Origin of the sequence: Flavobacterium sufflavum (assembly GCF_004016525.1) — a bacterium.
GTDB lineage: Bacteria > Bacteroidota > Bacteroidia > Flavobacteriales > Flavobacteriaceae > Flavobacterium > Flavobacterium sufflavum.
Genome location: NZ_SACJ01000011.1, coordinates 87,415 through 113,971 on the forward strand (window position 1 = coordinate 87,415; position 26,557 = coordinate 113,971).

21 protein-coding genes are annotated in these 26,557 nt (G+C 32.8%); 20 read left to right on the forward strand and 1 reads right to left on the reverse strand.

Features of this window, described 5'->3' with window-relative positions:
• Nucleotides 1-28 precede the first annotated feature (28 nt).
• From metF to EOD40_RS14900, 3 genes are all read left to right on the forward strand, one after another.
• A complete protein-coding gene (gene metF / locus EOD40_RS14890; protein ID WP_128196868.1) occupies nt 29-982 on the forward strand; it encodes a methylenetetrahydrofolate reductase [NAD(P)H] in 954 nt (317 codons plus the stop codon).
• A gap of 53 nt (nt 983-1,035) precedes the next feature.
• Nucleotides 1,036-1,872 (forward strand): polysaccharide deacetylase family protein, encoded by an 837-nt coding sequence (locus EOD40_RS14895; protein WP_128196870.1) that lies wholly within the window; start codon nt 1,036-1,038, stop codon nt 1,870-1,872.
• Nucleotides 1,873-1,971: 99 nt separating this feature from the next.
• Nucleotides 1,972-5,043: a T9SS type B sorting domain-containing protein gene (locus EOD40_RS14900; protein WP_128196871.1), complete on the forward strand. Its 3,072-nt coding sequence runs from the start codon at nt 1,972-1,974 to the stop codon at nt 5,041-5,043.
• 66 nt (nt 5,044-5,109) lie between these two features.
• On the opposite strand, the gene gldA is transcribed toward EOD40_RS14900, so the two are convergent.
• Nucleotides 5,110-6,006: a gliding motility-associated ABC transporter ATP-binding subunit GldA gene (gene gldA / locus EOD40_RS14905; protein ID WP_128196873.1), complete on the reverse strand. Its 897-nt coding sequence runs from the start codon at nt 6,004-6,006 to the stop codon at nt 5,110-5,112.
• A 160-nt stretch (nt 6,007-6,166) separates the two neighbouring features.
• Between gldA and EOD40_RS14910 the strand changes: the two genes are divergently transcribed.
• The 17 genes from EOD40_RS14910 to aroA all read left to right on the forward strand — a co-directional run bounded on the left by EOD40_RS14910 (nt 6,167) and on the right by aroA (nt 26,436).
• Nucleotides 6,167-7,090 carry a M20/M25/M40 family metallo-hydrolase gene (locus EOD40_RS14910; protein ID WP_128196875.1) on the forward strand — a complete coding sequence of 308 codons (924 nt, stop codon included), beginning with the start codon at nt 6,167-6,169 and terminating at the stop codon, nt 7,088-7,090.
• A gap of 355 nt (nt 7,091-7,445) precedes the next feature.
• Entirely contained in the window at nt 7,446-8,288 is an 843-nt protein-coding gene (locus EOD40_RS14915; RefSeq protein WP_128196876.1) for a prephenate dehydratase, read from the forward strand.
• Between the two features lie 71 nt (nt 8,289-8,359).
• Nucleotides 8,360-9,505: a pyridoxal phosphate-dependent aminotransferase gene (locus tag EOD40_RS14920; protein WP_128196878.1), complete on the forward strand. Its 1,146-nt coding sequence runs from the start codon at nt 8,360-8,362 to the stop codon at nt 9,503-9,505.
• Between the two features lie 4 nt (nt 9,506-9,509).
• A complete protein-coding gene (locus tag EOD40_RS14925; protein WP_128196880.1) occupies nt 9,510-10,367 on the forward strand; it encodes a prephenate dehydrogenase in 858 nt (285 codons plus the stop codon).
• A gap of 54 nt (nt 10,368-10,421) precedes the next feature.
• On the forward strand, nt 10,422-11,504 hold the full coding sequence (locus EOD40_RS14930) for a bifunctional 3-deoxy-7-phosphoheptulonate synthase/chorismate mutase type II (protein WP_128196882.1): 1,083 nt from the start codon (nt 10,422-10,424) through the stop codon (nt 11,502-11,504).
• Nucleotides 11,505-11,630: 126 nt separating this feature from the next.
• Nucleotides 11,631-12,608 carry a ribosome small subunit-dependent GTPase A gene (rsgA, locus tag EOD40_RS14935; protein ID WP_128196883.1) on the forward strand — a complete coding sequence of 326 codons (978 nt, stop codon included), beginning with the start codon at nt 11,631-11,633 and terminating at the stop codon, nt 12,606-12,608.
• Nucleotides 12,608-13,060, forward strand: coding sequence for a D-aminoacyl-tRNA deacylase (gene dtd / locus EOD40_RS14940; protein WP_128196885.1), 453 nt, complete (start codon nt 12,608-12,610; stop codon nt 13,058-13,060). Before rsgA ends, dtd begins: the two co-directional genes overlap by 1 nt.
• A gap of 133 nt (nt 13,061-13,193) precedes the next feature.
• On the forward strand, nt 13,194-15,608 hold the full coding sequence (locus tag EOD40_RS14945) for an aminotransferase class I/II-fold pyridoxal phosphate-dependent enzyme (protein WP_128196887.1): 2,415 nt from the start codon (nt 13,194-13,196) through the stop codon (nt 15,606-15,608).
• Nucleotides 15,609-15,613: 5 nt separating this feature from the next.
• Nucleotides 15,614-16,003, forward strand: coding sequence for a DUF7793 family protein (locus EOD40_RS14950; RefSeq protein ID WP_128196889.1), 390 nt, complete (start codon nt 15,614-15,616; stop codon nt 16,001-16,003).
• Between the two features lie 2 nt (nt 16,004-16,005).
• Nucleotides 16,006-16,395, forward strand: a complete 390-nt coding sequence (locus EOD40_RS14955; RefSeq protein WP_128196891.1) for a DUF7793 family protein — start codon at nt 16,006-16,008, stop codon at nt 16,393-16,395.
• 74 nt (nt 16,396-16,469) lie between these two features.
• The gene (locus tag EOD40_RS14960; protein WP_128196892.1) at nt 16,470-16,862 is read left to right on the forward strand and encodes a SpoIIAA family protein; all 393 of its coding nucleotides are present in this window, start codon (nt 16,470-16,472) and stop codon (nt 16,860-16,862) included.
• Between the two features lie 151 nt (nt 16,863-17,013).
• Nucleotides 17,014-18,525, forward strand: coding sequence for an ATP-binding protein (locus tag EOD40_RS14965; RefSeq protein WP_128196893.1), 1,512 nt, complete (start codon nt 17,014-17,016; stop codon nt 18,523-18,525).
• Nucleotides 18,526-18,823: 298 nt separating this feature from the next.
• Complete coding sequence (locus EOD40_RS14970; RefSeq protein WP_128196894.1) at nt 18,824-20,734, forward strand: DUF3857 domain-containing protein; 1,911 nt, start codon at nt 18,824-18,826, stop codon at nt 20,732-20,734.
• 5 nt (nt 20,735-20,739) lie between these two features.
• Nucleotides 20,740-22,758 carry a DUF3857 domain-containing protein gene (locus EOD40_RS14975; protein ID WP_128196895.1) on the forward strand — a complete coding sequence of 673 codons (2,019 nt, stop codon included), beginning with the start codon at nt 20,740-20,742 and terminating at the stop codon, nt 22,756-22,758.
• Nucleotides 22,759-22,763: 5 nt separating this feature from the next.
• Nucleotides 22,764-24,764 carry a DUF3857 domain-containing protein gene (locus EOD40_RS14980; protein WP_128196896.1) on the forward strand — a complete coding sequence of 667 codons (2,001 nt, stop codon included), beginning with the start codon at nt 22,764-22,766 and terminating at the stop codon, nt 24,762-24,764.
• Nucleotides 24,765-24,766: 2 nt separating this feature from the next.
• A complete protein-coding gene (locus tag EOD40_RS14985) occupies nt 24,767-25,093 on the forward strand; it encodes a nucleotide pyrophosphohydrolase (RefSeq protein WP_035661076.1) in 327 nt (108 codons plus the stop codon).
• Between the two features lie 113 nt (nt 25,094-25,206).
• A complete protein-coding gene (aroA, locus tag EOD40_RS14990; RefSeq protein ID WP_128196897.1) occupies nt 25,207-26,436 on the forward strand; it encodes a 3-phosphoshikimate 1-carboxyvinyltransferase in 1,230 nt (409 codons plus the stop codon).
• Nucleotides 26,437-26,557: the final 121 nt, after the last annotated feature.

Consider the following 26,557-nt stretch of genomic DNA (forward strand, 5'->3'; position numbering starts at 1 on the left):
AACAAACAATAAACGATAAACAATAAACATGAAGGTAACACAGCATATAGCAAACGCCAAAGGGAAACCATTGTTTTCCTTCGAAATTGTCCCGCCTCAAAAAGGGAGTAATATCAATGAATTATACGTAAATATTGATCCATTAATGGAATTCAAACCGCCATTTATAGATGTAACGACTTCGAGAGAAGAGTATGTGTATATCGAAAAAGATGGACTTTTTGACCGTCGTATTACGCGTATGCGCCCGGGAACAGTTGGGATTTGTGCTTCAATCCAGCATAAATATGGTATAGATGCTATTCCGCATGTGTTGTGTGGTGGTTTCACTAAGGAAGAAACCGAATATTTGTTGGTAGATTGTCAGTATTTGAATATTGATAATTTAGTTGCGCTTCGTGGTGACCCAATGAAAGGGGAAAAGTATTTTGAACCTACTGTTGGTGGGAATCATTATGCGGTTGATTTGGTAAAGCAAATTAAAGCGATGAATGGAGGGAGGTTTTTGCATGGTGAATTACCAATTGCAAATGCACCTGATTTTTGTGTGGGTGTGGCTGGATATCCTGAAAAGCATATTGAAGCACCAAGCTTAGAAGCTGATTTGAAAAGACTGAAAGAAAAAGTAGATGCCGGTGCCGATTATATTGTAACGCAAATGTTTTTTGACAATCAACGTTATTTTAAATTTGTTGAAGCTGCCCGTGCTATAGGAATTACGGTGCCAATTATTCCGGGAATCAAACCGGTGGCGGTAAAGCGTCATTTGCAATTGTTACCACAAGTTTTTTGGTTAGACATGCCTGAAAGTTTAATTAGCTCGATTGAAAATGCAAAAGATAATGCGGCGGTTCGTCAGATTGGAGTAGAGTTTGCTGTTCAACAGTCTAAAGAGTTGATTGAGTTTGGAGTGCCTTGTGTGCATTATTATTCGATGGGTAAATCGGACAATATTTACAATATAGCGAGTCAGGTTTTTTAATTTTTTTGTTCACAAAAGTTTGAAATCATAGATTTATAGTTGAATGTTTTGTCATGATAAGTATAAAAAAAATCATTCGTTTTCGATATTTTTCAAAACAGCGCACTATTTGGTGCGCTGTTTTTGTTTGTAATTTATTGGTTTTGTCATCTTGTAGAAAGTATGAAGAAGAATTGGATATTCCTTTCACAGTAAATTCACAAGCAGGTGTGGCAATCACTTTTGATGATAATTATATTGATCAATGGTATGCGGTAGATCAAATTCTTAAACCGTATAATTGGAAAGCAACTTTTTTTGTTTCTCAATTTAATTCACTTTCGTATGAAGAATTAAATAAATTAAAGTTGCTGAAAAAACAAGGCAACGAAATAGGAGGACATGGTTGGATTCATTTAAAAGCAGCTCCTTTTGAAAAAAAGAATGGGGAAATAAACTACTTAGATGATGAAATTTTCCCGATGATAAGGTCAATGAATGAGAAATCGTTGGCAGTACATTCTTTTGCCTATCCTTATGGATCAAGGGATGCTATTACAGATACTATTTTGTTACATGAATTTAATATTATAAGGGGGACAACTTATGGTAGTGAGCCAGCTAGTGAACAAAGATGTTATTTTGATAATACTAGTAGGGTTCTATTTGGTTTAGGTATTGATAATAGTTATTCCCAATATAGTATTCCATATTTTTTGTCATTACTGGATTATGCTAAAAAGAATAATAAAATTGTGATTTTCTATGCACACAAGCCTGTTTTAAAAGCAAATAAAAAATATGAAACAGAGTATAAAACTTTAATAGAAATCTGTAGATACATTAAAGAACACAATATGAAATTCTATACGGTTTCTGAATTGTATCAAAAAGAGATTAATAAAAACTGAGATTAGGTTCTTTTTACCGCTTCTTTCCTTTAATTGACCTCAATTTTTGAATATTAATGTTCGTATGTTTTAGTTTTACAAAATTAAATCAGCGACATTTTGAAGGTTAATCATTCCGTTTTTATATTGTTTTTTGTGCTGTTTTCAGTTCAAATTCAAGCCCAGTTATGTACGGGGAGTTTAGGAGATCCTGTAGTAAAATTAGATTTTGGATCAGGAACAGCTTCGCATGGAAGTGCTTTGGGGTCGGGAATTACAAGTTATACTTATACCACTGCGGATTTTCCGAGTGATGGTTCTTATACAATTGAGAAAACCACAAATACTGCCGGAACCTGGTGGACAACTACGGATCATACAGGTGGAGGCTATATGATGGTGGTGAATGCGAGTTTTTCAACAACCGATTATTTCTACAAAAATACCGTTACAGGCTTGTGTCCCGGAACTACTTATGAATTTGCTGCCTGGATTATGAATCTGCTAAGAAGTCAGGATAATAGTCCGCCTAATATCACTTTTACGATTGAAGATACGAGTGGAACTATTTTAGGAACTTACAATACGGGAAATATAGGTTTGTCATCAAGTGCTGTATGGAAACAGTATGGTTTTTATTTTACTACACCGTCTGGAGTTTCAAATGTTGTTATTCGAATGCGAAACAATAAGGCTGGTGCTGCACCCGGGAACGATATTGCTTTGGATGATATTACTTTTAGGGCCTGTGGGCCAACTGTGATTTCTGCAATCCAAAATGAATCGACAACTAATTTAGAGGTTTGTGAGGGCGAATCAAGACAAATTACATTGTCGGGGTCGGTTTCATCTTCGGCTTATACAACTATAGGTTATCAATGGCAAAGCAGTGGTGATAATGGAGTAAGCTGGACTGATATTTCAGGGGCTAATTCGGCTGATTACACTTTTGTTTCGGGAGCATCGGGTACTTTTAAATACAGACTGGCAACTGCTGATATTTCGAATATTTCTTCTTCAAATTGCCGGATTTTTTCAAACGAAATCACCATCGTAGTGAAATCGGGTTCTGTAGCGCCAAATTTTACAACGGTTCAACCAACTTGTGATTTGCCTTCGGGAACTATTAGTATTGCTACAGCTGCCAATACAACTTACAGTATTGATGGAGTAAATTATCAGGCATCGGGTGTTTTTTCAGATTTGGCAGGTGGTGATTATAATGTGACGGCAAAATTAAATTCGGGTTGTGCTTCGAGTCCGGTTGTGGCGCATATTAATAGTGTTGCCACTTCGAGTGCTGTGCCAACCTATTCGATAATTCAACCGGTAATTTGTACTAATCCTTATGGAACGATTACTGTAACGAGTTTGAATGCAGAATACAGTTTTGATAATGGACAGACTTGGCAAAATACTAATGTAAAAACGGGATTGGTTCCGGGAGATTATTTAGTTAAGACCCGAAATAGCTCTTTGTGTGAAACTGCTGCTGCATCAGTAGAAATTATTGTGCCACCCGGTTATCCGCCTACGCCTACTGTTACTGTTGTACAACCCAATTGCATTGTTACTACTGGAACGATTACGATTTCAGATAGTGCTACGGCTTATAGTTTTGATGGAGGAGTTACTTGGGGGACGGTGAATTCTAAAAGTAATTTAGTTGCGGGGACTTACCAGGTTTTGATAAAAAATAATCTGGGTTGTAGTTCACTTGTTGCTAATGAAGTCGTGATACATCCGTATGTGAATATAGAACCGCTTCCTGCAGTTAGTTCTCCTCAGCTTTTTTGCGTTCAAGACAATAAAAAACTTAATGATATTGCAATTTCAGGTACGAATATCAAATGGTATGATACTCCCAGTTCTGGGAATTTGCTAAGTGGAACCACAGTTTTGACTAATAAAACGTATTATGCTTCGCAAACAATTTCCATTTGCGAAAGCGAAAGAATTCCTGTTCTTGTTGTTATTCAAGCTATAGCTGCGCCGACAGGGAATTCGGTTCAGAATTTTTGTTCTACGCAGAATGCTACAATTGGAGATTTAGGAGCTACTGGAACAGGCATAGTTTGGTATGATTTGGCTGCCAATGGTACTGTTCTAGCTGCTTCAACTCCATTGATTGATGGGGCAAAATATTATGCTACACAAACTCTGAATGGATGTGAAAGTGTCAACAGGCTTGCTGTTACTGTTTCTATAAGTACGCCGACGGTAATTGTGAATGATGTTGCTGCTTCTTTTTGTGATGATTTGAATGATGGGGTTGAAATAGTAGATTTAGTGTCTTATGACAGAGCGATTACTTTAGATACATCAACTCAAATTCGTTTTTATCCTTCTCTTGCCGATGCTCAAAATCAAAATAATGCAGCAGAAATTCTCGCAGCAAACAGCTATAATTTGCTAACGGGTGTAACGACTCTTTATGCCAGAGTTGATTCGAATGATAAATGTTATCAGGTGGTAAAAGTAGTGTTAACTTTGTTTTCGGAGCCTGTAATTTCAATTGGAGATGAGGTAACACTCTGTGAAAATTCAAATGTCATTATTGATGCAGGAGCTGGCTTTGATACTTATTTGTGGTCAACTATCGAAACAACACAATCCATAAATGTTTCAAAAGAGGGAGGTTATTCGGTAACAGTTACTAAAAATAATGGTGCTGTAGCTTGTTCTGTAACTAAAGACTTTGTGGTTGCTTTGTCTAATGTTGCTGTTATTAGTGGTATTGATATTGTCGATTGGACGGATAATCAAAATGCAATTACAGTAAATTTAGCATCAAGTAGTTTGGGGGGATATGAGTATTCATTAGATGGATTTAGCTATCAGGATTCTAATGTTTTTTATGGTTTGTTAAGTGGGACTTACACAGTTCGTGTTCGTGATAAAAACGGATGTGGTGAAGTAAGTCAAGTAGTGTATATTTTGAATTATCCAAAATTCTTTACTCCCAATGGAGATGGGTTTAATGATACCTGGGCGGTTAAGCTTTCGGAGACGGAGGCCGGTTTGAAAACAAGAATATTCGACAGATACGGTAAGTTTCTTAAAGAGTTTGCTAATACTTCTTCATGGGATGGAACCTATAATGGTCACCAACTGCCGTCAGACGATTATTGGTTTGAAGTTTTTAGAGGGAATAATAAAATTTACAGAGGCCATTTTGCGATGAAGAGATAATAAAAAAGCATCGTTTAAAATTATTTTAAACGAGCTTTTTTTGACTGCTATCTGAAATCTGCCGACTTATTTAGTAATCTCCCTAAATATAGCTTCCAGATTTTTATTCTTTTGATTGAGTTGTAGTGTTTTTAGTCCATTAGCATTGGCAAAGTCAAAAACAACAGAACGCATGTCTTTGTCGGTTTTAAAAACAAGTTCCCAGGTCATGTCATGCGTGTTTTTAAAAGAGATTAAATTTTCGATTTTAGCTATAGCCTGTTCCTCGATTTTGTAATCAAATTCGACTTCTATAATTTGTTCTTTTTCTTCAGAAATAAGATGGTCTAATTTTTTATCGGCAACTATTTTTCCGTTGTTGATTATAATCACGCGATCGCAAATAGCTTCTACTTCCTGCATGATATGTGTAGAAAGAAAAACAGTTTTGTCTTTTCCTGCATTTTTAATTACGTTACGTATTTCTAGTAATTGATTTGGATCTAATCCAGTGGTAGGTTCATCCAGAATCAATACATCAGGATTATGAAGAAGCGCGTTAGCTAGTCCTACACGTTGGCGGTAGCCTTTAGAGAGTTGGCTTATTTTTTTATGACTTTCGGTATTTAAAGCCGTTAATTGAATTACTTCTTCAATGCGGGATTTGGGTACTTTGTAAACATCGGCATTAAAAGCAAGGTATTCTCTAACGTATAAATCCAAATACAAAGGATTATGCTCTGGCAAATAGCCAATAGAAAGTTGAACTGCCTTTGGATTAGAGTTTACATCTTTTTTGTTAACCAATGCTGTACCTTCATCGGCAGAAAGGTAGGTTGTCAATATTTTCATCAAGGTTGATTTTCCGGCTCCATTTGGCCCTAAAAAACCAACTATTTCTCCTTTTTGGATAGAAAATGATATGTTGTCCAATGCCTTTTGGTCACCATAACTTTTAGATATATTTTTTACCTCTATTGACATATTCTTTTATTTGTTGCAAAAGTAAACAGAAATTAGTTTGATTTATTATTTTAATATGGCAATGAGGGGGATTGAAATTTATATTTCAAAATTTGTAAGATTTGTTAGTTGTATTTGTATATTTGATAATTATTAATAAATTACAAATAAAACTTTGTACATGAAAAAAAATGCTGCTTTGGTGTTTTTCTTTTTTGTGCTTTTCTCTAAAGCACAAGATAAGATAGTTATTGAAAAAGAAAATATTGTTAGGATAGAAACAGTATTGGCTTCAGATGAAATGGAAGGAAGAGCTATTTTTACTCCTGGTGTAGAAAAAGCTTCTGCTTTTATTGAAAATGAGTTTAAAAATATTGGGCTTTCTTTTTATGGAGACTTACAGAGTTATCGACAAGAGTTTGATGTAAAAGGGAAAAAGGCAAATAATGTCGTTGGGGTACTTTTAGGTCGTTCGAAACCAGATGAGTATGTTGTTTTTTCTGCTCATTATGATCATTTGGGTTTGAAAAAAAATGGGAAAGATAAAGTGTATAATGGGGCTAATGATGATGCATCGGGAACTACTGCAGTAATAGCATTAGCTAAATATTTTAAAGAGAATAATCAAAACGAAAGAACGATTCTTTTTGTCGCTTTTACAGGAGAAGAAGTTGGCGGGTATGGGTCAAAATTTTTTTCAAATAGTATTAATGCGAAGCAGGTAGTTGCTATGTTTAACATTGAAATGATTGGTACAGAAAGTAAGTGGGGTAAAGATGCAGCTTATATTACGGGGTTTGAAAAATCTGATTTTGGAAAGATTTTACAGCAGAACTTAAAAAACTCTAATTTTAATTTCTATCCAGATCCATATCCTAGTCAACAACTATTTTATCGTTCTGATAATGCTAGGTTAGCTGCTTTAGGGGTGCCAGCGCATACAATATCGACTTCTAAAATGGATGTGGAACCTAATTATCATGAATTATCCGATGAGATAGAGACTTTGGATTTAAGTAATATGACTGAAATAATAAAAGCGATTGCCATTAGTTCGGGAACCATTATTAATGGATTAGACACACCTTCAAGAGTGATTGAATAAGTTCTTATTTTTGATAGAAAACCTAGTGAATTATTTATTTGGTTTCTATTGTTTTAAATTTGATTTTTGATTGTTTCGTGTTTAAAAAAACTAATTTTATTATAGAATATTTTTTTTGTACAAAATGCAAAATATTTTTTGCGGAATTAAAAATATATTCTACATTTGCAAAGTAAAAAAAAATATTTACAGATAATTCTATATTAAGATGTCAAATAACCGTTTCTATTTTAGCAATACTTTTTATTTCTTTAGCGAGAGATAAGGATTGTGCTATGGTAATTTGAAAATATAAGATAAACAAATAAAACTAATATACAATCCTGATGAAAATCAGGATTTTTTTTTTGAATAAATGGAAACAAAAATTGCGATACAAGGTATAGTAGGTTCTTTTCATCATCAGGTGGCTCAGGAATATTATGATCAGGATGTGGTTGTAGATGAGTGTTTGTCTTTTGACGAATTGGTAGATAGTCTTTTGTCAGGGAAATCAAGTCAGGCAGTGATGGCTATCGAAAATTCTATTGCAGGTCCTATTATCCCAAACTATGCGTTAATTGATAAGAATGATTTACATATTATCGGGGAGCATTATTTGAGAATCCATCAAAATTTGATGGCATTAAAAGGACAAAGTATTGCCGATATAAAAGAAGTTTATTCGCATCCAATGGCATTGTTGCAGTGTATGGATTTCTTGAAACAATATCCGCACATCAAATTGGTTGAAGACAAGGATACGGCTGAAACGGCTCGTAGAATTCAGGAAAATCAATTAAAAGGAGTTGCGGCAATTGCCAGTAAAGTGGCTGCTGAAATGTATGGTTTAGAGATTTTGGCTCCCGAAATTCAAACGATTAAAAATAACATGACTCGTTTTGTTATTATTAATAAAGAGAATTCATTTGTTCCGGAAAACGAAATAAACAGAGCTTCTTTAAAATTTGAATTAGACCATAAACGTGGAAGTTTAGCAGCGGTTTTGAATGTAATGAGCGATTGTAAAATGAATTTGACCAAAATTCAATCATTGCCAAAAATTGAAACACCTTGGAAATATTCTTTTTTCGTGGATGTTACTTTCGAAAAATATGAAGATTACGCCAAAGCAAAATCGTTATTAGAGATTATGGCAGAATATTTTAAAGTATTGGGAGAATATAGAAATACCAAGCCTTTAATAAATGAAGATTAAAAAAGAGTAAAAAATATAAGCAGATTGTCAATTCGAGCAAAGTCGAGAATAGTTCAAAAGCAAAGAATAAAATGATTACAACAGCAAATAGATTAAATACAGTTGAAGAATACTACTTTTCGTCAAAATTGAGAGAAGTGAGACAATTGGCATCAGAGGGAAAACCTATCATTAATATGGGAATTGGAAGCCCTGATTTGGCACCATCGAAAGCTGTTATTGATGCTGTTGCATTGGCTATTCAAGACGAAAATGCACATGGATATCAAAGTTATCAGGGATTGCCGGAATTGAGAAGTAGTATGGCTGCTTTCTATAAGAATAATTTTCAGGTAGAATTAAATCCAAATACGGAGATTTTACCATTGATGGGTTCGAAAGAAGGAATCATGCACATTTCATTGGCATTTTTGAACGAAGGAGATCAGGTTTTAATTCCTAATCCGGGATATCCAACCTATACTTCGGTTACGAATTTAGTAGGAGCAGAAGCTGTTTATTATGATTTGGCAGAAGCCAATAATTGGGAACCTGATTTTGCAGCTTTAGAAAAATTAGATTTATCTAAAGTAAAATTAATGTGGATAGGTTATCCGCACATGCCAACAGGAGCCAGAGGAAGTTTAGAGTTATTTGAAAATTTAGTGGCTTTCGCCAAAAAACACCAAATACTGTTAGTGAATGATAATCCATACAGTTTTGTTTTGAATGACAATCCGATGAGTTTGTTGCAGGTGGAAGGAGCTAAAGATGTGGCTTTAGAGTTGAATTCATTGAGTAAGACTTTTAACATGGCAGGATGGCGAGTAGGAATGGTTTCAGGAAATGCTGACCTTATCGATGCTGTTTTAAGAGTAAAAAGTAATATGGATAGCGGAATGTTTTTTGGAATTCAAAAAGGAGCTATCGAAGCATTAAAAAGTGATCAGTCATGGTTTGATTCCATGAATGAAATATATAAAAGACGCCGCGTTTTAACGGAGCAATTAGCCGAAAAATTAGGTTGTAAAGTTTATAAAGAAGGAGTAGGTTTATTTGTTTGGGCTAAATTGCCTGAGGGAATACAATCAGCAGAAAAGTTTATTGATCAGATATTGCACGAAAAATATATTTTTATTGCGCCGGGAACTATTTTCGGTTCTAATGGTGAAGGATATATTCGATTTGCATTATGTGTAAAGGAAGAAAAAGTACAGGAAGCAATAGATAGATTTTAACAAAATGAAAGTATTTGTAATAGGCATAGGTTTAATAGGTGGTTCGATGGTTTTGGACATCAAAGCACTTTATCCGGAGGCTACCATTTACGGAATAGACAATAACGAAAAACACTTGCAGCAAGCATTGGAGTTAGGTGTTATTGATGTTGCGGCTACAATGGAAGATTTGGCTGATGCTGATTTTGTAATTGTGTCGGTTCCTGTAAATGTTGCCATTAGTTTATTGCCTAAAGTACTGGATTTGGTTGGAGAAAATGCTATTGTTTTAGAAGTAGGTTCTACTAAGAACCCAATTTGTAAAGCGATAGCGAATCATCCTAAAAGAAGAAATTTTATTGCAACTCATCCTATTGCAGGAACGGAATTTTCAGGACCTTCGGCAGCATTGAGAGATTTGTTTAGAGATAAAACAAATATCATTTGCGAAGTGGAGAAAACGGCTTTTAAATTACAGGAAAAGGCATTGGAAGTGTTTAAAGCTATGGGAATGCGTATTCGTTATATGGATCCTAAATCGCATGATAAACACATTGCTTATGTTTCGCATTTATCGCACATCAGTTCCTTTATGTTAGGGAAAACGGTGATAAATAAAGAAAAAGACGAGCAGGATATTTTTGATATGGCAGGTTCCGGTTTTGAAAGCACGGTGCGTTTAGCTAAAAGTTCACCAGCGATGTGGACGCCTATTTTCGAGCAAAATAAAGCTCAGGTATTGGAATCATTAGAAGAATATATTTCTAATTTGACCCAGTTTAGGAATTTATTGGCGCAGGATGATTACAATGCAATATATGAGGAAATGGCGAGTGTGAATAAAATCAGGGAAATATTAAACGGAATAAGCGTTAAAAAATAGAGTAAAAAAGAATAATTATATACAACACAAATAAAAAGAAATAAATTTTAAAAGATGGAAAACGCAAAAGAAATGAGAAATTGGTTGGATGCATTCAAATTAGATCATCCATTTGTGATAGCAGGACCTTGTAGTGCTGAAACTGAAGAGCAAGTATTGAAAATTGCTCACGAATTGAAAAATTCAGATGTAAGCGTATTTAGAGCAGGAATTTGGAAACCAAGAACTCGTCCGGGAGGATTTGAAGGAATTGGAGAAATAGGACTAAAATGGTTGAAAAAAGCTAAAGAAGAAACAGGATTGTTGATGGGAACTGAGGTTGCTACTGCTGCTCACTGTAAATTAGCTTTAGAATATGATATTGATGTATTATGGGTTGGAGCTCGTACAACAGCTAATCCATTTGCAGTTCAGGAAATTGCTGATACATTGGCTGGAACTGATAAAATTGTATTGGTTAAAAACCCGGTAAACCCTGATATGGCTTTATGGTTAGGTGGTGTGGAACGTTTACACATGGCTGGTATCAAGAATTTAGGAGTAATTCACAGAGGTTTCTCTACTTACGAGAAAACTAAATACAGAAATATTCCAGAATGGCAAATTGCTATCGAATTGCAAAATAAATTCCCTGATTTACCATTAATCATCGATCCATCTCACATTACAGGAAATCGTAACATGATTCTTGAAGTAACTCAAGAAGCTTTAGATTTGAACTATGATGGTATGATTATCGAAACGCATATTGATCCGGATAATGCTTGGTCTGATGCTGCTCAACAAGTTACTCCAGATGCGTTGAAACAAATCTTGAAAGACTTGAAAATTAGAAAAGTAAGCGGAGATACTCCTGATTTTGAAAATAAAATGTCTAAATTAAGAGCTAATATCGATGTTTTAGATGCTAATTTATTAGAGCTTTTAGGAAAAAGAATGAAAGTAGCTGACGAAATTGGTCAAGTGAAAAAAGAAAACAATGTAGCTGTGTTGCAACACAACCGTTGGAATGAAATCCAAGAGAAAATGGTTGCTGAAGGTGGTAAAAAAGGATTGTCTGAAGAATTTATCACTAAATTATTCAAATCAATTCACCAAGAAAGTATTGAGCACCAAGAGAAAATTATCAACGGATAATTGACTTGAAATATAAAATGGAAATCCCTTTGACTTTTTTAGTTAAAGGGATTTTTTATTTACTGCGAATATTAAAAACCTCAAACTTTACACTTTGAACTTGAAACAAAATTTTATCTTTGCCCCATGACAGGAATCGTTTATAAATCAACAGGGAGCTGGTACACGGTAAAATCCGATGAAGGAAATTTTGTGGACTGCAGAATAAAAGGAAAGTTTAGGATGAAAGGTATTAAAAGTACCAATCCTATTGCTGTAGGCGACCGCGTTGATTTTGAATTAGAAGAATCAAATGCTCAAGTAACGGGTGTAATTAATACCATTCAGGACAGGAAAAATTATATTGTTCGAAAATCGGTTAATCTTTCGAAACAAACCCATATTATCGCTTCTAATATTGATATTGTTTTTTTGTTGGTTACCATTAACAATCCTCCAACTACCACAAGTTTTATTGATCGTTTTTTAGTGACTGCCGAGGCTTATGGAATTGAAGCAATTTTGGTCTTTAATAAAATCGATACTTTTGATGAAGCTGCCTTAGACGAGCAGTTGTTCCTGCAATATACTTATGAAAAAATTGGTTACCAATGTTTGCGTGTTTCTGCACAAGAGCGTAAAGGTTTGGATAAACTGACTGATTTGATGAAAGATAAGGTAAGTATGTTTTCGGGGCATTCCGGAGTTGGAAAATCGACTTTGGTTAATGCTATTGAACCAACTTTAAATTTAAAAACGAAACAAATATCTGATTCTCATTCGCAAGGACAACATACTACTACTTTTGCCGAAATGTTTGATCTTTCTTTTGGAGCCAAAATTATTGATACACCCGGAATTCGTGGTTTTGGTGTGGTAGATATGGAAAAAGAAGAAATTAGCGGTTATTTTCCGGAGTTCTTTAAGTTGAAAGATAAATGTAAGTTTAATAATTGCCTGCACAAGGAAGAACCTAAATGTGCCATAAAAGAAGCTTTGGAAAAAGAAGAAATTTCATGGTCTCGTTATAATAGTTATCTTAAATTATTAGAGGGTGATGATGAACACTATCGCACCGATATTTATGATGATGATAGAAAGAATAGCGATAAATCGAGAGGTTAATGAGAGTTGTAATTCAAAGAGTTTCGTCGGCATCGGTTACTATAGATAATATAATAGTAGCTTCAATAGAAAAAGGTTTATTGGTTCTTGTTGGTATTGAAGATGCCGATATGCAAGAAGATATTGATTGGTTAGTTGCTAAAATTGCTAAAATCCGCATTTTTGGTGATGAAAATAATGTTATGAATTTATCGGTTCAAGATATTGATGGCGATATTATTGTAGTGAGTCAGTTTACACTTCATGCTGGCACTAAAAAAGGAAACAGACCTTCGTACATAAAAGCGTCCAAACCTGAAATTGCTATTCCACTTTATGAAAATTTTGTTCGAAAATTAGAAACAGAAATTGGTAAAAAAGTTCAAACCGGTGAATTTGGTGCCGATATGAAAGTAGCACTGCTTAATGATGGTCCTGTAACGATAGTGATGGATAGCAAAAGCAAAGAATAGTTTTTTTTAATATTATTTTGTTTCTTAGAACATATAGTGTTGTCGATTTTTTTATTCTGTTTTATTTTCTAAATTTGAGGATACTGATATTAATGATTCCTACAAGTTTTGATAACTCAACAAACCACGAATTTTGGCAAAAATAAACCACAATAATTACTTAGATGTTGTTGATAATGTATGGACTTCTGCGAAAGAAAAAGGGATTATGCATATTAATTCTGAAGAACAAAGTTTTAATGGTGAAAAATTTATTATCAAAGGCAGAGATTTAATCAATTTTGGAACCTGTGGTTATTTGGGCTTAGAAATGCATCCTGATTTAATATTCAATTCAATGGAATTGACCAAGAAATTTGGTACGCAATTATCCATGTCCAGGGCATACATTCGTCCCACTTACATTCAGGAGTTAGAGGAGTTGATGTCTCAAATATTTGATGGCAATAAAGTTATCTGTTATACTTCAACTTCAAATGCTCATATTTCTGTTATCGCTACAATTATTAAATCGGATGATTTAATAATACTAGATCAACAAGTCCACTTTAGCGTGCAATTTCCTTGTAAAAACATGAAATTACAAGGGACAGAAGTAAAAATGGTCAGGCATTCTAATTATGAAATGTTAGAGGAAATGATTCGCGAAAACTACAATAAATACAAGCGTATTTGGTATATGGCGGATGGTGTTTATTCGATGCATGGTGATTTACCGGATACCACTATTTTAAAAAAATTGCTTGATAAATACCCAAAGTTACATTTGTATTTTGATGACGCACATGGAATGGGTTGGGATGGAAAAAATGGAGCAGGTTATATCTATAATCGATTGGGAGTTAGTGAGCGTATTGTTATAATATCAACACTTGCCAAAGGTTTTGGCTGTGTTGGAGGAACGGCCATTTTTGCGGATCCCGAAATGTATCGAAGAACAGATATCTTTGGAGGGCCATTAAGTTATTCTCATCCATTGTCTCCGGCTAATGTAGGAGCAGCAATAGCTTCTGCAAAAATTCATCTTTCTAATGATATTTATAAATATCAATCAGAATTAAAAGAATTGATGAATTATATGAATATGAGATTGAAAGAAAAAAATCTCACGAATATTTCATCGCCTGATTCCCCTATTTATTTTATTGGAAGTGGTTTGAATAAGGTAACCCGTAATTTTGTTCATCGAATTCTAGAAGAAGGGATTTATGTAAACACGGCTACATTTCCTGTGGTTCCTAACGATAAATCAGGCTTGCGATTTACATTGACGTGTCACAATACCAAAGCCGATATTGACTTATTTACCGATGCAATGGCTTATCATTTACCCAAGGCTATTGAAGAAGAAGGAGATAGTGTTGAAAGAGTGTATGCGGAGTTTGGATATCATTTCCAAAAAAATGAAAATAATTCATTAGTTGAATCAACAAATAATTCGAACTTAGTTGTCGAAGAATATACAACAATACATGACATAAATGCTGCGGATTGGGATTTGATGTTTAAGGATAGAGGAAACATCACCCATTCTGGAATGCAGGCTATGGAAGAAATATTTTCCAATAATGAAAAACCGGAAGAGAACTGGAGTTTTCATTATATTATAGTAAAAGACAAAGTTGGTAAAATAGTATTGGCAACATTTTTTACAGGAGCCATTTATAAGGATGATATGTTGGCACAAGAAAATGTATCAAAACAAATAGAAGAAGTGCGTAAAAGCATTCCTTATTATTTATGTTCAAAAACATTGGCGATGGGTTCTCTGTTTTGTGAGGGTGATTTTATTTATCTGGACGTTGAACATCCTGAATGGAGAAATTCGGTAAATCATCTATTTGATTATGTTTCCAAAGTAAAAAAAGATATCAATGCAACAGTAGTTATTTTTAGAGATTTTGAAGAGGGAAATGCGTTAAGCCAAATCATAGAGGATGAAGGTTATGCGAAAATTCGAATGCCAAACACTAATGTTATCAAGAATCCTAAGTGGGAAACCACCGATGAATTAATGGAATTAATAAAATCCAGAAAAAAACGAGATAATATTAAGCAACATGCTATCAGGCATCTGGATAAGTTTGATATTAAAATTAAAAATCAAATAACAGATGAGGAGGCAACTCAATATTTTGATTTGTTTGAAAACGTCAAAAATGCCAATTACTCATTTAACTTTTTTCAATATCCCCAAAAAATGGCCAAAGTTCTTTCTAAATACGAAGAATGGGAATTTATTGAAATTAGCCTAAAAGAAAATAATCAGGTAGTTGCCGTTATCTTTGGTCATATTGGTGATGATCACTATTGTCCTTTAATCGTTGGATTGGATTATGATTATATTGATACGCATCATATATATAAGCAAGCCATGTTTCAAATGGTGAAAAGAGGAAACGATCTAAATAAAAAAGTTACTTATTTAGGCTTGACAGCTGATTTTGAAAAGCAAAAATATTTAGCTTTGACAATTCCTACATGGGCTTATCTAAAAGTAGATGAAACCTATAATCTGGAATTAATTGAATCGTATTCAAATATTTAAAAAAAATGGAAATGGTGGAAAATGAATATGCGCGATTTTGGTTTGAAAATGGAGTGTTAATTAATGAGCTTAAAGAACCTATTGAAATTGATTTAAAAATTATGTCTAAATTAATAGAATTAAGGCATGAAATTTCGAATAATAAGAATCAATATTGGTGTATGGATGGTACAAAAATAGTTTCCCTCAATAAAGAAGCAAGAGATTATGCGGAAAAATATGGTCAAGATTTTATTTATGCTAATGCAATGATGGTGAATTCACATGTTACAAAGTTTATATTTAATATGTATGTGAAATTAAAATCACCTGGTTTTCCTTTTCAGGTATTTACCGATAGAGAAAAAGCAGTAGAATGGTTGTTGGAAATAAAGTCAAAAAATAAAAATAAATGAATATGAAAGAAGTGGAAAATGATTTTATTAAATTTTGGATAGAAGATGGTATTCTGTTTTCTCAATTTAAAAAAATAACTAATGGTAATTTAGAGAACATAAAGGCCATAATTGATTTACGCCATGAGATATCCGATGGTAAGAAGCAGTATTGGTGTTATGATTTTAATGGAATTAAATCCTATGAGAAGGATGCCCGCGATTATGCTGATCAATATGGGCAGGATTATTTATATGTCTGTGCGGTAGTTTTAAATTCTCATATAACTAAATTTATTCTCAATACATTTATGATGTTGAAAAATCCCGTAGTTCCTTTAAAAGGTTTTACTAAAAAAGAAGATGCGGTTAATTGGCTAAACGAATTAAAGAGAAAAAACGAACAGCTTTAATCAATCTGAATTTAGTTATAATGAATGAAATCATACTAATTTAATTGACAGAAAAAAATAATGGATAGCAACATATGAAAGTAAATTCGGTTAGAAACTACTATATAGAGTTTTGGTTAGAGAATGGAATTTTGTTTTCAAGATTTCAGGAGGGGGTGGAAATTGATATTGAAAGGATGAAAGGAGTGGTCAGTCTTAGAGAAGAAATTTCAGGTGGAGAAAATCAATATTGGTTATATGATTTAGGAAATGTGAAATACATTACTAAAGAAGCTCGCGATTATGCCGATAAATACGGTCAAAATTATTTGAAATCGGTTGCTGTATTGGTGAATTCGCATATAACAAAGTATATTTATAATACTTATATTAAATTAAAAAAGCCCATTATGCCTTTTCTGGTTTTTACCAATAAAGAGAAAGCTTTAGAATGGCTGTTAGAGATAAAAGAAAAAGATATGAAATAAGTGTAGGAATAATTTTTTAATTTAACAATAACTCAATTTGTTTTTAAAAGATATTTCTTATATTTATTTTTTAATACGTAATAATTGTTTTACTTTTTCGTTAAGTTAGAGAAAAAGTTAATACCATTCAATTTGAACCTAAAAGAATCAAATGTCTAAACTAGAAAAAATATTAGCCTTAGTGCGTTCTATAAACCAAGATGAGTTTCAGGAGCAATTAACTCATGGAGATAGTTTAGATGATGTTTATGAAGAATTACTGTTTTTAGCCGAAAAAATTGAGTCTAAAAAGAAAAGAACAGGAATTATTGTCGAACATATATCTAATTGTTTTGCGGGAGATTTTTTTAACTATCTGCCTATTTCAGAAGCTAATGACGAATTAGATGTTTTTTGTATGGGTTTCAATACTTATATTGAAGAATTGAAATCGGCTATGGTTTCTAAGAAATTAGTAGAAACTATCAATGAAAAATTAGTAGAAGAGAAAGATCGTTCAGAGCAATTGGCTATAGCAAGAGATCAATTCTTGTCAAATATGAGTCATGAAATTCGCACGCCTCTTAATGGGATTTTAGGGTTTACTGATTTGTTGTTGAAGGATTCGTCTTTGGATCCGGAAAGGACTAAACAATTAGAATACATTAAGATGTCCGGGGATATTTTACGCGTAATTATCAATGATATTTTAGACTTAGCAAAAATAGAATCGGGACAATTTACCTTATCTAATAAACCTTTTAATTTAGTTCAGCTTACCCGGTTAGTACATGATACTTTTTTGATTAAAATAGAAGAACAGGAAATTGATTTTAAAATTGATATTGATAAAAAAGTGCCTTTGGTTTTAAATGGTGATTCAGTTAGAATTTCTCAGATATTTTTTAATTTAATTAGTAATTCAGTCAAATTTACTCCTGCCAAAGGGAAGATTAGATTGAAAATTAAATTTCAGGAAGAGGAAGATGAATTTTATATCATTAAAATTATAGTAAAGGATTCAGGGATAGGAATTCCGCCTGATAAATTAAAAGGTATTTTTAATCCTTTTGTTCAGGTTAGTAATGACACTTCTAGAAAATATGGTGGTACAGGATTAGGATTGACCATTATTAAGAAGATTGTCAATATTATGAATGGAGAGATTGATGTTAAAAGCAAATTAAATGTTGGGACTAAATTTACTATAACGCTCCCTTTTCCTAAAAATGATTATAATTTTTCGGCATCAAAATCCTTTCTTGAAAAAGAAAACAAGAATGTTGCCGCAGTTGATGTAGACAAAACAATTAAAGTATTATTGGCTGAAGATAATCGCATCAATCAACTTTTAGTGCAAAAAATATTGTCCAATTTTAATTTTGATTGTGTGGCGGTTGACAATGGAAAGTTAGCTGTTGAGAAGGTTATTCAGGAAGATTTTGATGTGGTTGTAATGGATTTGATGATGCCAATCATGAATGGTTACGAAGCTACTTCTGCAATTCGAAGTTTGAAAGATCATACTAAAAAAAATATTCCCATTATTGCATTGTCAGCCGTGGTAACTGGCTCTGTTACCGAAGCATGTAAAGCTGTGGGAATAGATAGATACATTTCTAAGCCTTTTGAGTCTGAAGAGTTGTATGAAGCAATTATGGAGTTAGTTGCAAAGAATAATTAATCAGTTTTTGTTATCTGATTTCTGTTTAATACTTAATTAATCTACAGCTGTTATAATTTTTTTCTTTTTTGAAAATAGTATGATGATAGCTGTTTTCTCCAGTCCTTTTGATTATCTCTTAATGAGTATTTCTTGTTAAAAAAAATATAAATTTTTATTTGTATTTTGTATGATTTGTTTTATTTTTGAGAACCAAGAATAATTAAAAAACCAAAAATAGTATCATAAATACCTTGTGGATATTTATGGTTTTTTCTTTTCCTCACTTTGGTAATTATTAATATTCTCAAAATCTTTTATGAAAATCAGAATTCTTCAATTTGCAATATTTTTAATGTTTTTTGGCTTTAAACTTCAGGCACAAAAAAATGAATTTCCTGTTTCACTTATTGCTGACAGTTTAAAAGAAAATGCCAATGCTGTTGTTCGATTGAACCAAATAGATGTCATTATTTCTTCGCAAAGAAGCATGAATGTTAAAACTAAAAGGGTTATTACTGTTTTCAATGAAAATGGTTTGTCTGCTGTAGATGCTTTTGAAAATTATGACAAAACAACTTCAGTTAAGAATGTTGAAGTACGAGTAATTGATCCTCTGGGAAACGAGATTAAGAAAATAAAAAGGAAAGATTTTAAAGATGTGAGTGCTATAAGCGGCAGCACTCTTTTTTCGGATGCCAGGTATATTTATCTGGATTATACTCCTACACAATATCCTTTTACTGTAATTTATGACAGTGAAGTAGAAAATTCAAATACTGCCTTTATACCTGGTTGGTTTCCTGTTAAGGATTATCTTGTGGGAGTGGAACAGAGTATTTTAAATGTTACTTATCCAAATAATCTTGGCTTCAAGAAAAAAGAATTTAATTTTAAGGGTTTTAATATTCAGAAAACAACTGATACTTCTACACAGTTGAGTTATAAAGCTACTGGGATTTTAGCTCAAAAACAAGAGCCTTATTGCGCTGTTTCCGTTATTTTCCCCAGATTGTTGATGGGCTTAGAAAGTTTTAATCTAGAAGGAGAAGACGGAACTGCAAAATCTTGGAATGAATTTGGGAAATGGTATTATGACGAAATTTTGAAAGGAACTACTCAATTATCTCCTGAAACAGTTGCTAAAATAAAAACTCTTGTAGGAAATGAAACAGATCCAATAAAAAAAGCTAAGTTGATTTATGACTATGTTCAGAAAAAAACAAGATATGTTAGTATTCAGGTAGGTATAGGAGGATGGAAACCTATGCTGGCCGATGATGTTGATCGATTGGGTTATGGAGATTGCAAGGCATTAACAAATTATACCAGAGCGCTTTTGGATGTCGTTGGTGTGCCTTCCTATAACACGATTCTTTATGGAGATCCTTATAAAAGGAATATTGAAACCGATTTTGTTTCTATACAAGGAAATCACATGATTTTAGCAATACCTAATGGGAATGATTATATATGGTTAGAGTGTACAAGTCAGGATGATCCTTTTGGGTATCAGGGTAAATTTACCGATGATAGGACTGTATTAGTTATAAAACCAACCGGTGGAGAAATAGTCCAAACTAAAATTTATGAGGATAAAGGTAATTTGCAAAATAGTAAAGGAGCTTATAGTATTGATGAGCAAGGCAATTTATCAGGAAGGATAACAATTGCTTCAGAAGGTTCTCAATACAGTAACAAAGCTAGCTTAGAAAATAGTCAGCCTAATGAAAAGGAAACACATTATAAAGAATATTGGAGTAATATCAATAATTTAAAATTGGCTAAAATTAATTTCTCTAATGATAAAGAAAAAATAGCCTTTGTAGAGAGTTTAGATGTAAATGCGAATAATTATGCCTCTATTTCGGGGGCAAAAATGATTTTTCCTCTTAATGCTTACAATCAATTTTCGGGTTCCGTAAAGCGAATTAGAAACCGTAAAAATCCATTCGAGATTCAGCGTGGATACGTAGATGTTGATGAGGTAGAAGTTGTATTGCCATTTGGTTTTGCAATCGAATTTCTTCCATCCAATTTTGAATCGAATTCTAAGTTTGGGGATTATAAGACTGAAATCATAAAAAAAGATGCCACTCATTTAGTTTATAAAAGAACTTTATATATCCACAAAGGATTTTATCCTAATACTGAATATGACCAATACCGTCTTTTTATGGAACAAGTTTCCAGAAATGACAATGCCAAAATTATTTTAACCAAAATCTAAACCAAATGAGATTCAAATTTTTAATAGCTGCCATTATACTGTTTTCAGTAGTTTTTAGTTCTAAAGCACAAGATTTTCGATTAGGAAAAGTTTCAATCGAAGAATTAAATGAAAAAGTACATCCTAAAGATTCATCAGCAGTTGCGGCAGTGCTTTTTGAAAAAGCAGAGAATAGATTGATTTACAATCAAGGGAGTGGTTTTGAAATAGAATTAGTGGTTAAAGCAAGAATTAAAATTTATAAAAAAGAAGGTTATAAATGGGCTAATAAAGCATTTCGTTATTATTTGGTTAATAATATGAGAGAAAAGATTTCGTTTTCTGAGGCTGTAACGTATAATTTGGTTGATGGTAAAATAGAGAAAACAAAACTTAAGAATGATGGAGAGTTTGATGAGGTGATAAATAAATATTGGGGACAAAAAAAGATAACTATGCCTAATGTAAAAGAAGGTTCGATTATTGAATATGAATATTCTTTGCATTCGCCTAATATTGGAAATCCCAGGGATTGGTATTTTCAGTCTGATATTCCTGTGAATCGTTCAGAATATATTAATTATGTGCCTGAGTATTTTGTTTTTAACACTAATGTAAAAGGATTTATAAGGCCTGAAATAACGGTTGCAAAATCAAACAAAATGTTAACCATTAATTCTAAAGAACGAGTTGTTTCGAGAATGGGGGCTGCAACTACTAATTTTAATAGCGATAATATAAATTACATCGAAACCAGAACAACTTATTTGGCTGAAAATATGCCAGCAATTAAAGAGGAGGCATTTGTAAATAATGTTAGAAATTATACTACCAGTTTAGAGCAGGAATTATCAATGACTAAGTTCCCTAATGCTATGCCTAAAATGTATTCAACAGACTGGGATGCTGTAGTAAAAACTATATATGAGTATGATGATTTTGGTCCTGAATTAAATAAAACAGGTTATTTTGAAGATGATTTGAAAGCTGTTATTGCGGGATTAAACACTCAGGATGAAAAAATTAATGCCATTTTAAAATTTGTAAAATCGACAGTAAAATGGAATGATTACTACGGTTATTCCTGTAATGATGGGGTAAGGAAAGCCTATAAGGATAAAACGGGAAATATTGCTGAAATAAATTTAATGCTTACTGCAATGTTGCGTTACGCAGGTTTAAATGCGAATCCGGTTTTAGTGAGTACACGATCTAATGGGATTTCTTTTTTTCCTAACAGAACCGCTTTTAATTACGTTATTGCAGCAATAGAAAATGGAAATGATGTGATTTTGTTGGATGCTTCAGACCCTTTTTCTACACCAGATGTTTTGCCTTTTAGAACTTTAAATTGGTTAGGAAGATTGATACGTAAAGACGGAACTTCTATGCCGGTGGATTTAATGCCTAAAAAAGCATCTGTAGAACTTAAAACAATGCTCTATTCAGTTAATGATAAAGGTGAAGTTTTAGGAAAGTTAAGGAATCAAAAGACAGCCCATAATGCTATGTTGTTTAGAGGAGAAATTAAAGATATTAAAGAGGATGCTTATCTTGAAAAATTAGAAAATACCAATAGTAAAATTGAGATAAAAGAATATTCTCTGCAAAATGAAAAAGATTTTAACTTACCAGTGATAGAGTCTTATTCTTTTGTGGGGAATAATTTAAGCGAGTTGATAGGAGGGAAAATTTATATTAATCCAATGTTGTTTTTTGCCCGAAAACAAAATCCGTTTAAACAGGAAAATAGAGAATATCCTGTAGATTATGGTTTTCCTTTTCAGGATAAATATGCAATAAATATTCAAATACCAGAGGGGTTCAAAGTGGAGAATTTACCTCAATCGATAACATTAACAATGAATGGGGATTTAGGTGTGTTTAAGTATTTGGCTAATTTACAAGGAAATACTATTCAGATTTCAGTTTCAAATCAAATCAATTCTTCTATAGTTCTTTCTCAAGATTATGTAGCTTTAAAATCATATTATCAAAAAATGATTGAAAAACAGAATGAGAAAATTGTTATTGTGAAAATTTAAAATTTATGAAATTAAAATCAATTATCTCGTTCAGTCTTTTTTTGATATTTACTTTAAGTGTTCAATCTCAAAAGTTTGATTTAGGAAAGGTATCAATATCTGAACTTCAGGAGAAAGTACATCCTAAGGACTCGTCAGCTGTTGCAGCCGTATTGTTTAAAAAAGGCAGGACTTATTTTAATTATGATATTAAGAAAGGTTTTTTTGCTAATCATGAAATCAAAATAAGAATTAAAATCTATAAAAAAGAGGGCTTGGAGTGGGCTAATTTTGAAATTCCATATTATATTGGATATCAGAATTTGAATGATGAAACGGTTCGCTTTGCTGATGGAATTACTTATAATATTGAAAATGGAAGTATAGTAAAAACTAAATTAAATAGTGAAGGTACTTTTAAAGGGAATGTGAATGAAAATTGGAAAAAAGCAACTATAACGATGCCAAACGTAAAAGTAGGATCTGTTATAGAACTTAAATATACAATTACATCGGAGAATTTAACTAAGTTTCCCGTATTTCAAATTCAATATCCTATTCCTGCAAATCATGTAGAATATTGCAGTGAAATACCAGAATATTTTATTTACAAACAACTTCTTACGGGTTATGTCAATGTGAAATCAAATTCGAAGTTAGAGCAGACTTCACAAACTTATGATAATGAGTATAGACAAACAAATTCAATTATTTACCAGCAAATAAAATCTACATTTGAGGTGGATGATGTGCCTGCGTTAGTCAAAGAAAGCTATGTGGATAATATGAATAATTATAAATCTTCTTTACAATATGAATTAGAGGCAACAAGATATCCTAATCAACCAGTGAAAGATTATTCTCAAACCTGGGATGGTGTTGCTAAAATTATTTATGAAGAAAAGAGTTTCGGTAAAGAGTTACAGGAGCGATTATATCTTGTAGAAGATTTAAGAGCTATTTTTAATCGAGAAGATAAAACACTTTCGGAATTAGATAAAATGACAACTGTTTTTAAGTTTATCCAGCAAAAAATGAATTGGAACGGAGATTTTGGCTATTATACCGAAAAGGGAGTGAAACAAGCTTATCTTGATAAGACAGGTAATGTAGCCGAAATCAATTTTAATTTAATTAATATGTTGAATTTGGCAGGGATTTCGGCTAATCCGGTATTAGTCAGTACGCGAGAACATGGTGTTCCTGTTTTTCCAAACAGAACCGTTTTTAATTATGTTATTGCCGCAGTTGAAATTAATGGAGAGAAAATCTTATTAGATGCGACCAATAAATTTACTACATCTAATGTTTTGCCACTAAGCGTATTGAATTGGAATGGAAGACTTATTAGACAAGACGGGACTTCTGAAGAAATTAAACTGGTACCTAGTAAACCATCTAAGGAGAATTATAATTTAAGTGTTGCTGTGGCTAAAGATGGAAATATATCTGGTAAATATTTGGTGCAAAAAACAGATTATGAGGCGCTTGTTTTTAGGGAAAGAGAGGCGAATATGAAAAATGAGAACTATCTGGAAAAAAAAGAAAATGAATTTAACGGGATTGAGATCAGCGACTATGCTATTGAAAATAAGAATACCGATTTGTCAAAAGCTGTCGTTGAAAGATTTACTTTTGCAAGCAATAATCATTGCGAAATTATAGGTGGTAAGATGTTTATAAATCCGCTATTGTTTTTTACGATGAATAAGAATCCTTTTGTTCAGGAAAAAAGAAAAATGCCTATTTATTTTGGCTATCCGAGACAAGAAAAATACAATTTGAATTTTGAAATTCCTGAAGGTTATCAGGTGGAATCTATTCCTAAACCGATGAAGATTGCAACTGAAGACAAATCGCTGGTTTTTTCAGTAAATAGTATGGTCAATGAAAATCGTATTCAAATAACGGTTGCAAAAGAAGTAAATACAGGAATGGCTGCAGCAGATCTTTATGATGGTTTAAAAGACTTCTATCAAAAAATGATTGAAATGCAACATGAAAAAATAGTACTTAAAAAAATATAATAATGAATTTAAAAAACGCCCAATTAGACGTAGATACCTGGATAAAAGAACATGGTGTTCGTTATTTTAATGAATTGACAAATATGGCTCAGCTTACCGAAGAAGTAGGAGAGGTAGCCCGTATTATTGCGCGTCGTTATGGAGAGCAATCAGAAAAAGAGAGTGATAAAAATAAAGATTTAGGTGAAGAACTAGCCGATGTGGTTTTTGTAGTTTTGTGTTTGGCAAATCAAACAGGAATCGATTTGCAGGCAGCTTTTGATAAAAAAATGGATTTAAAATCAGTTCGTGATAAAGACCGTCATAAAAACAACGAAAAATTAAAATAATTATCAGTTGTGAATTATGAATTGTGAATTGTGAGTGGTAAATTGCGCCCTCAAATTATTTAAGTTAAAGCTCATAGGCAATAACTAATAATTCACAACTAATAATTTAAAAAATGAATTTACTACTACAAACAACACATTCTAATTTAAATGCTCAAATAGCGGTTACAGGATCTAAAAGCGAAACTAACAGATTGTTATTATTGCAGGCTTTGTTTCCTAATATTACTTTGGCTAATACCTCTAACTCTGATGATAGCGAAGTAATGCAAATGGCATTGAGCGGAAATGAAGAAGTGGTAGATATTCATCATGCCGGGACAGCAATGCGTTTTCTTACGGCTTATTTTGCTGTAAAAGAAGGTCGCGAAGTGGTTTTAACCGGATCCAGCCGTATGCAGGAACGTCCTGTGAAAATTTTAGTTGAAGCATTACGCCAATTAGGAGCAGATATCACTTTCTTGAAAGAAGAAGGTTATCCGCCTATTCGAATTAAAGGACAAAAAATTACCGAATCTAAGGTAACCATGGCTGCTAATGTGAGTAGTCAGTATATTTCAGCCTTATTATTGGTTGCTCCAAAATTAGAAAACGGTATCGAATTGATATTGGAAGGAGAAATCACTTCAATTCCTTATATCAAAATGACCTTAGCGTTGTTGAATGACTTGGATATCCAAACCAGTTTTGAAGGAAATATAATTAAGGTGTTGCCAAAACAAGATGTTGAATCTAAAGTAATGACTGTAGAGTCTGACTGGAGTTCAGCTTCTTACTTTTTTAGTTTAGCTGCATTGTCTGATGAGGCTAATATATCATTAACCAGCTACAAACAATCAAGCTTACAAGGAGATTCAGCTTTAGTTTCTATATATAAAGAAATGGGAGTTGAAACCCAATTCAACGCTGATACGATTACCTTAACTAAAACTAAAAAATTCAAATACACAGATGTTACTTTCGATTTGAATAATACCCCGGATATTGCTCAAACCATAGTGGTTACTTGTCTTGGTTTAGGAATTGGTTGTCATCTTACAGGTCTTCATACTTTGAAAATTAAAGAAACTGATAGATTGGAAGCCTTGCGAATTGAATTAAGCAAACTCGGTGCAAATATTTCTGTTACTAATGATAGCCTGACTCTTGTGGCTACTTCAGAAATTAATTCGAATATAAAAATCGGAACCTATAACGACCACCGAATGGCAATGGCTTTTGCTCCATTAGCATTAAAAGTGCCAATAATTATCGAAAATGCCGATGTAGTTTCTAAATCTTATCCCGATTTTTGGGATGATATGGAAAAATTAGGCTATAAAGTTTCGGATTTAGTTGGTTAATAGTTCTTGTTAGACGCCTAAAGTGCTGGTTATTTGTGGTTTTGTTGTTTTAATTCTAAATTAAACAGCAAAACACTTGACAACGCCTATCTCACAATCGTATATTTGCAACCGAAAGATT

Excerpts from the sequence above, each read along its gene's own strand:
- rsgA (WP_128196883.1), top strand. The coding sequence starts at position 11,631 with ATGACAGGAATCGTTTATAAATCAACAGGGAGCTGGTACACGGTAAAA.
- EOD40_RS14985 (WP_035661076.1), top strand. The coding sequence starts at position 24,767 with ATGAATTTAAAAAACGCCCAATTAGACGTAGATACCTGGATAAAAGAA.
- EOD40_RS14920 (WP_128196878.1), top strand. The coding sequence starts at position 8,360 with ATGATTACAACAGCAAATAGATTAAATACAGTTGAAGAATACTACTTT.
- EOD40_RS14895 (WP_128196870.1), top strand. The coding sequence starts at position 1,036 with ATGATAAGTATAAAAAAAATCATTCGTTTTCGATATTTTTCAAAACAG.
- EOD40_RS14975 (WP_128196895.1), top strand. The coding sequence starts at position 20,740 with ATGAGATTCAAATTTTTAATAGCTGCCATTATACTGTTTTCAGTAGTT.
- EOD40_RS14955 (WP_128196891.1), top strand. The coding sequence starts at position 16,006 with ATGAAAGAAGTGGAAAATGATTTTATTAAATTTTGGATAGAAGATGGT.
- EOD40_RS14925 (WP_128196880.1), top strand. The coding sequence starts at position 9,510 with ATGAAAGTATTTGTAATAGGCATAGGTTTAATAGGTGGTTCGATGGTT.
- EOD40_RS14960 (WP_128196892.1), top strand. The coding sequence starts at position 16,470 with ATGAAAGTAAATTCGGTTAGAAACTACTATATAGAGTTTTGGTTAGAG.
- gldA (WP_128196873.1), bottom strand. The coding sequence starts at position 6,006 with ATGTCAATAGAGGTAAAAAATATATCTAAAAGTTATGGTGACCAAAAG.
- EOD40_RS14965 (WP_128196893.1), top strand. The coding sequence starts at position 17,014 with ATGTCTAAACTAGAAAAAATATTAGCCTTAGTGCGTTCTATAAACCAA.
- aroA (WP_128196897.1), top strand. The coding sequence starts at position 25,207 with ATGAATTTACTACTACAAACAACACATTCTAATTTAAATGCTCAAATA.
- dtd (WP_128196885.1), top strand. The coding sequence starts at position 12,608 with ATGAGAGTTGTAATTCAAAGAGTTTCGTCGGCATCGGTTACTATAGAT.
- EOD40_RS14980 (WP_128196896.1), top strand. The coding sequence starts at position 22,764 with ATGAAATTAAAATCAATTATCTCGTTCAGTCTTTTTTTGATATTTACT.
- EOD40_RS14910 (WP_128196875.1), top strand. The coding sequence starts at position 6,167 with ATGAAAAAAAATGCTGCTTTGGTGTTTTTCTTTTTTGTGCTTTTCTCT.
- EOD40_RS14915 (WP_128196876.1), top strand. The coding sequence starts at position 7,446 with ATGGAAACAAAAATTGCGATACAAGGTATAGTAGGTTCTTTTCATCAT.
- EOD40_RS14930 (WP_128196882.1), top strand. The coding sequence starts at position 10,422 with ATGGAAAACGCAAAAGAAATGAGAAATTGGTTGGATGCATTCAAATTA.
- EOD40_RS14950 (WP_128196889.1), top strand. The coding sequence starts at position 15,614 with ATGGAAATGGTGGAAAATGAATATGCGCGATTTTGGTTTGAAAATGGA.
- metF (WP_128196868.1), top strand. The coding sequence starts at position 29 with ATGAAGGTAACACAGCATATAGCAAACGCCAAAGGGAAACCATTGTTT.
- EOD40_RS14970 (WP_128196894.1), top strand. The coding sequence starts at position 18,824 with ATGAAAATCAGAATTCTTCAATTTGCAATATTTTTAATGTTTTTTGGC.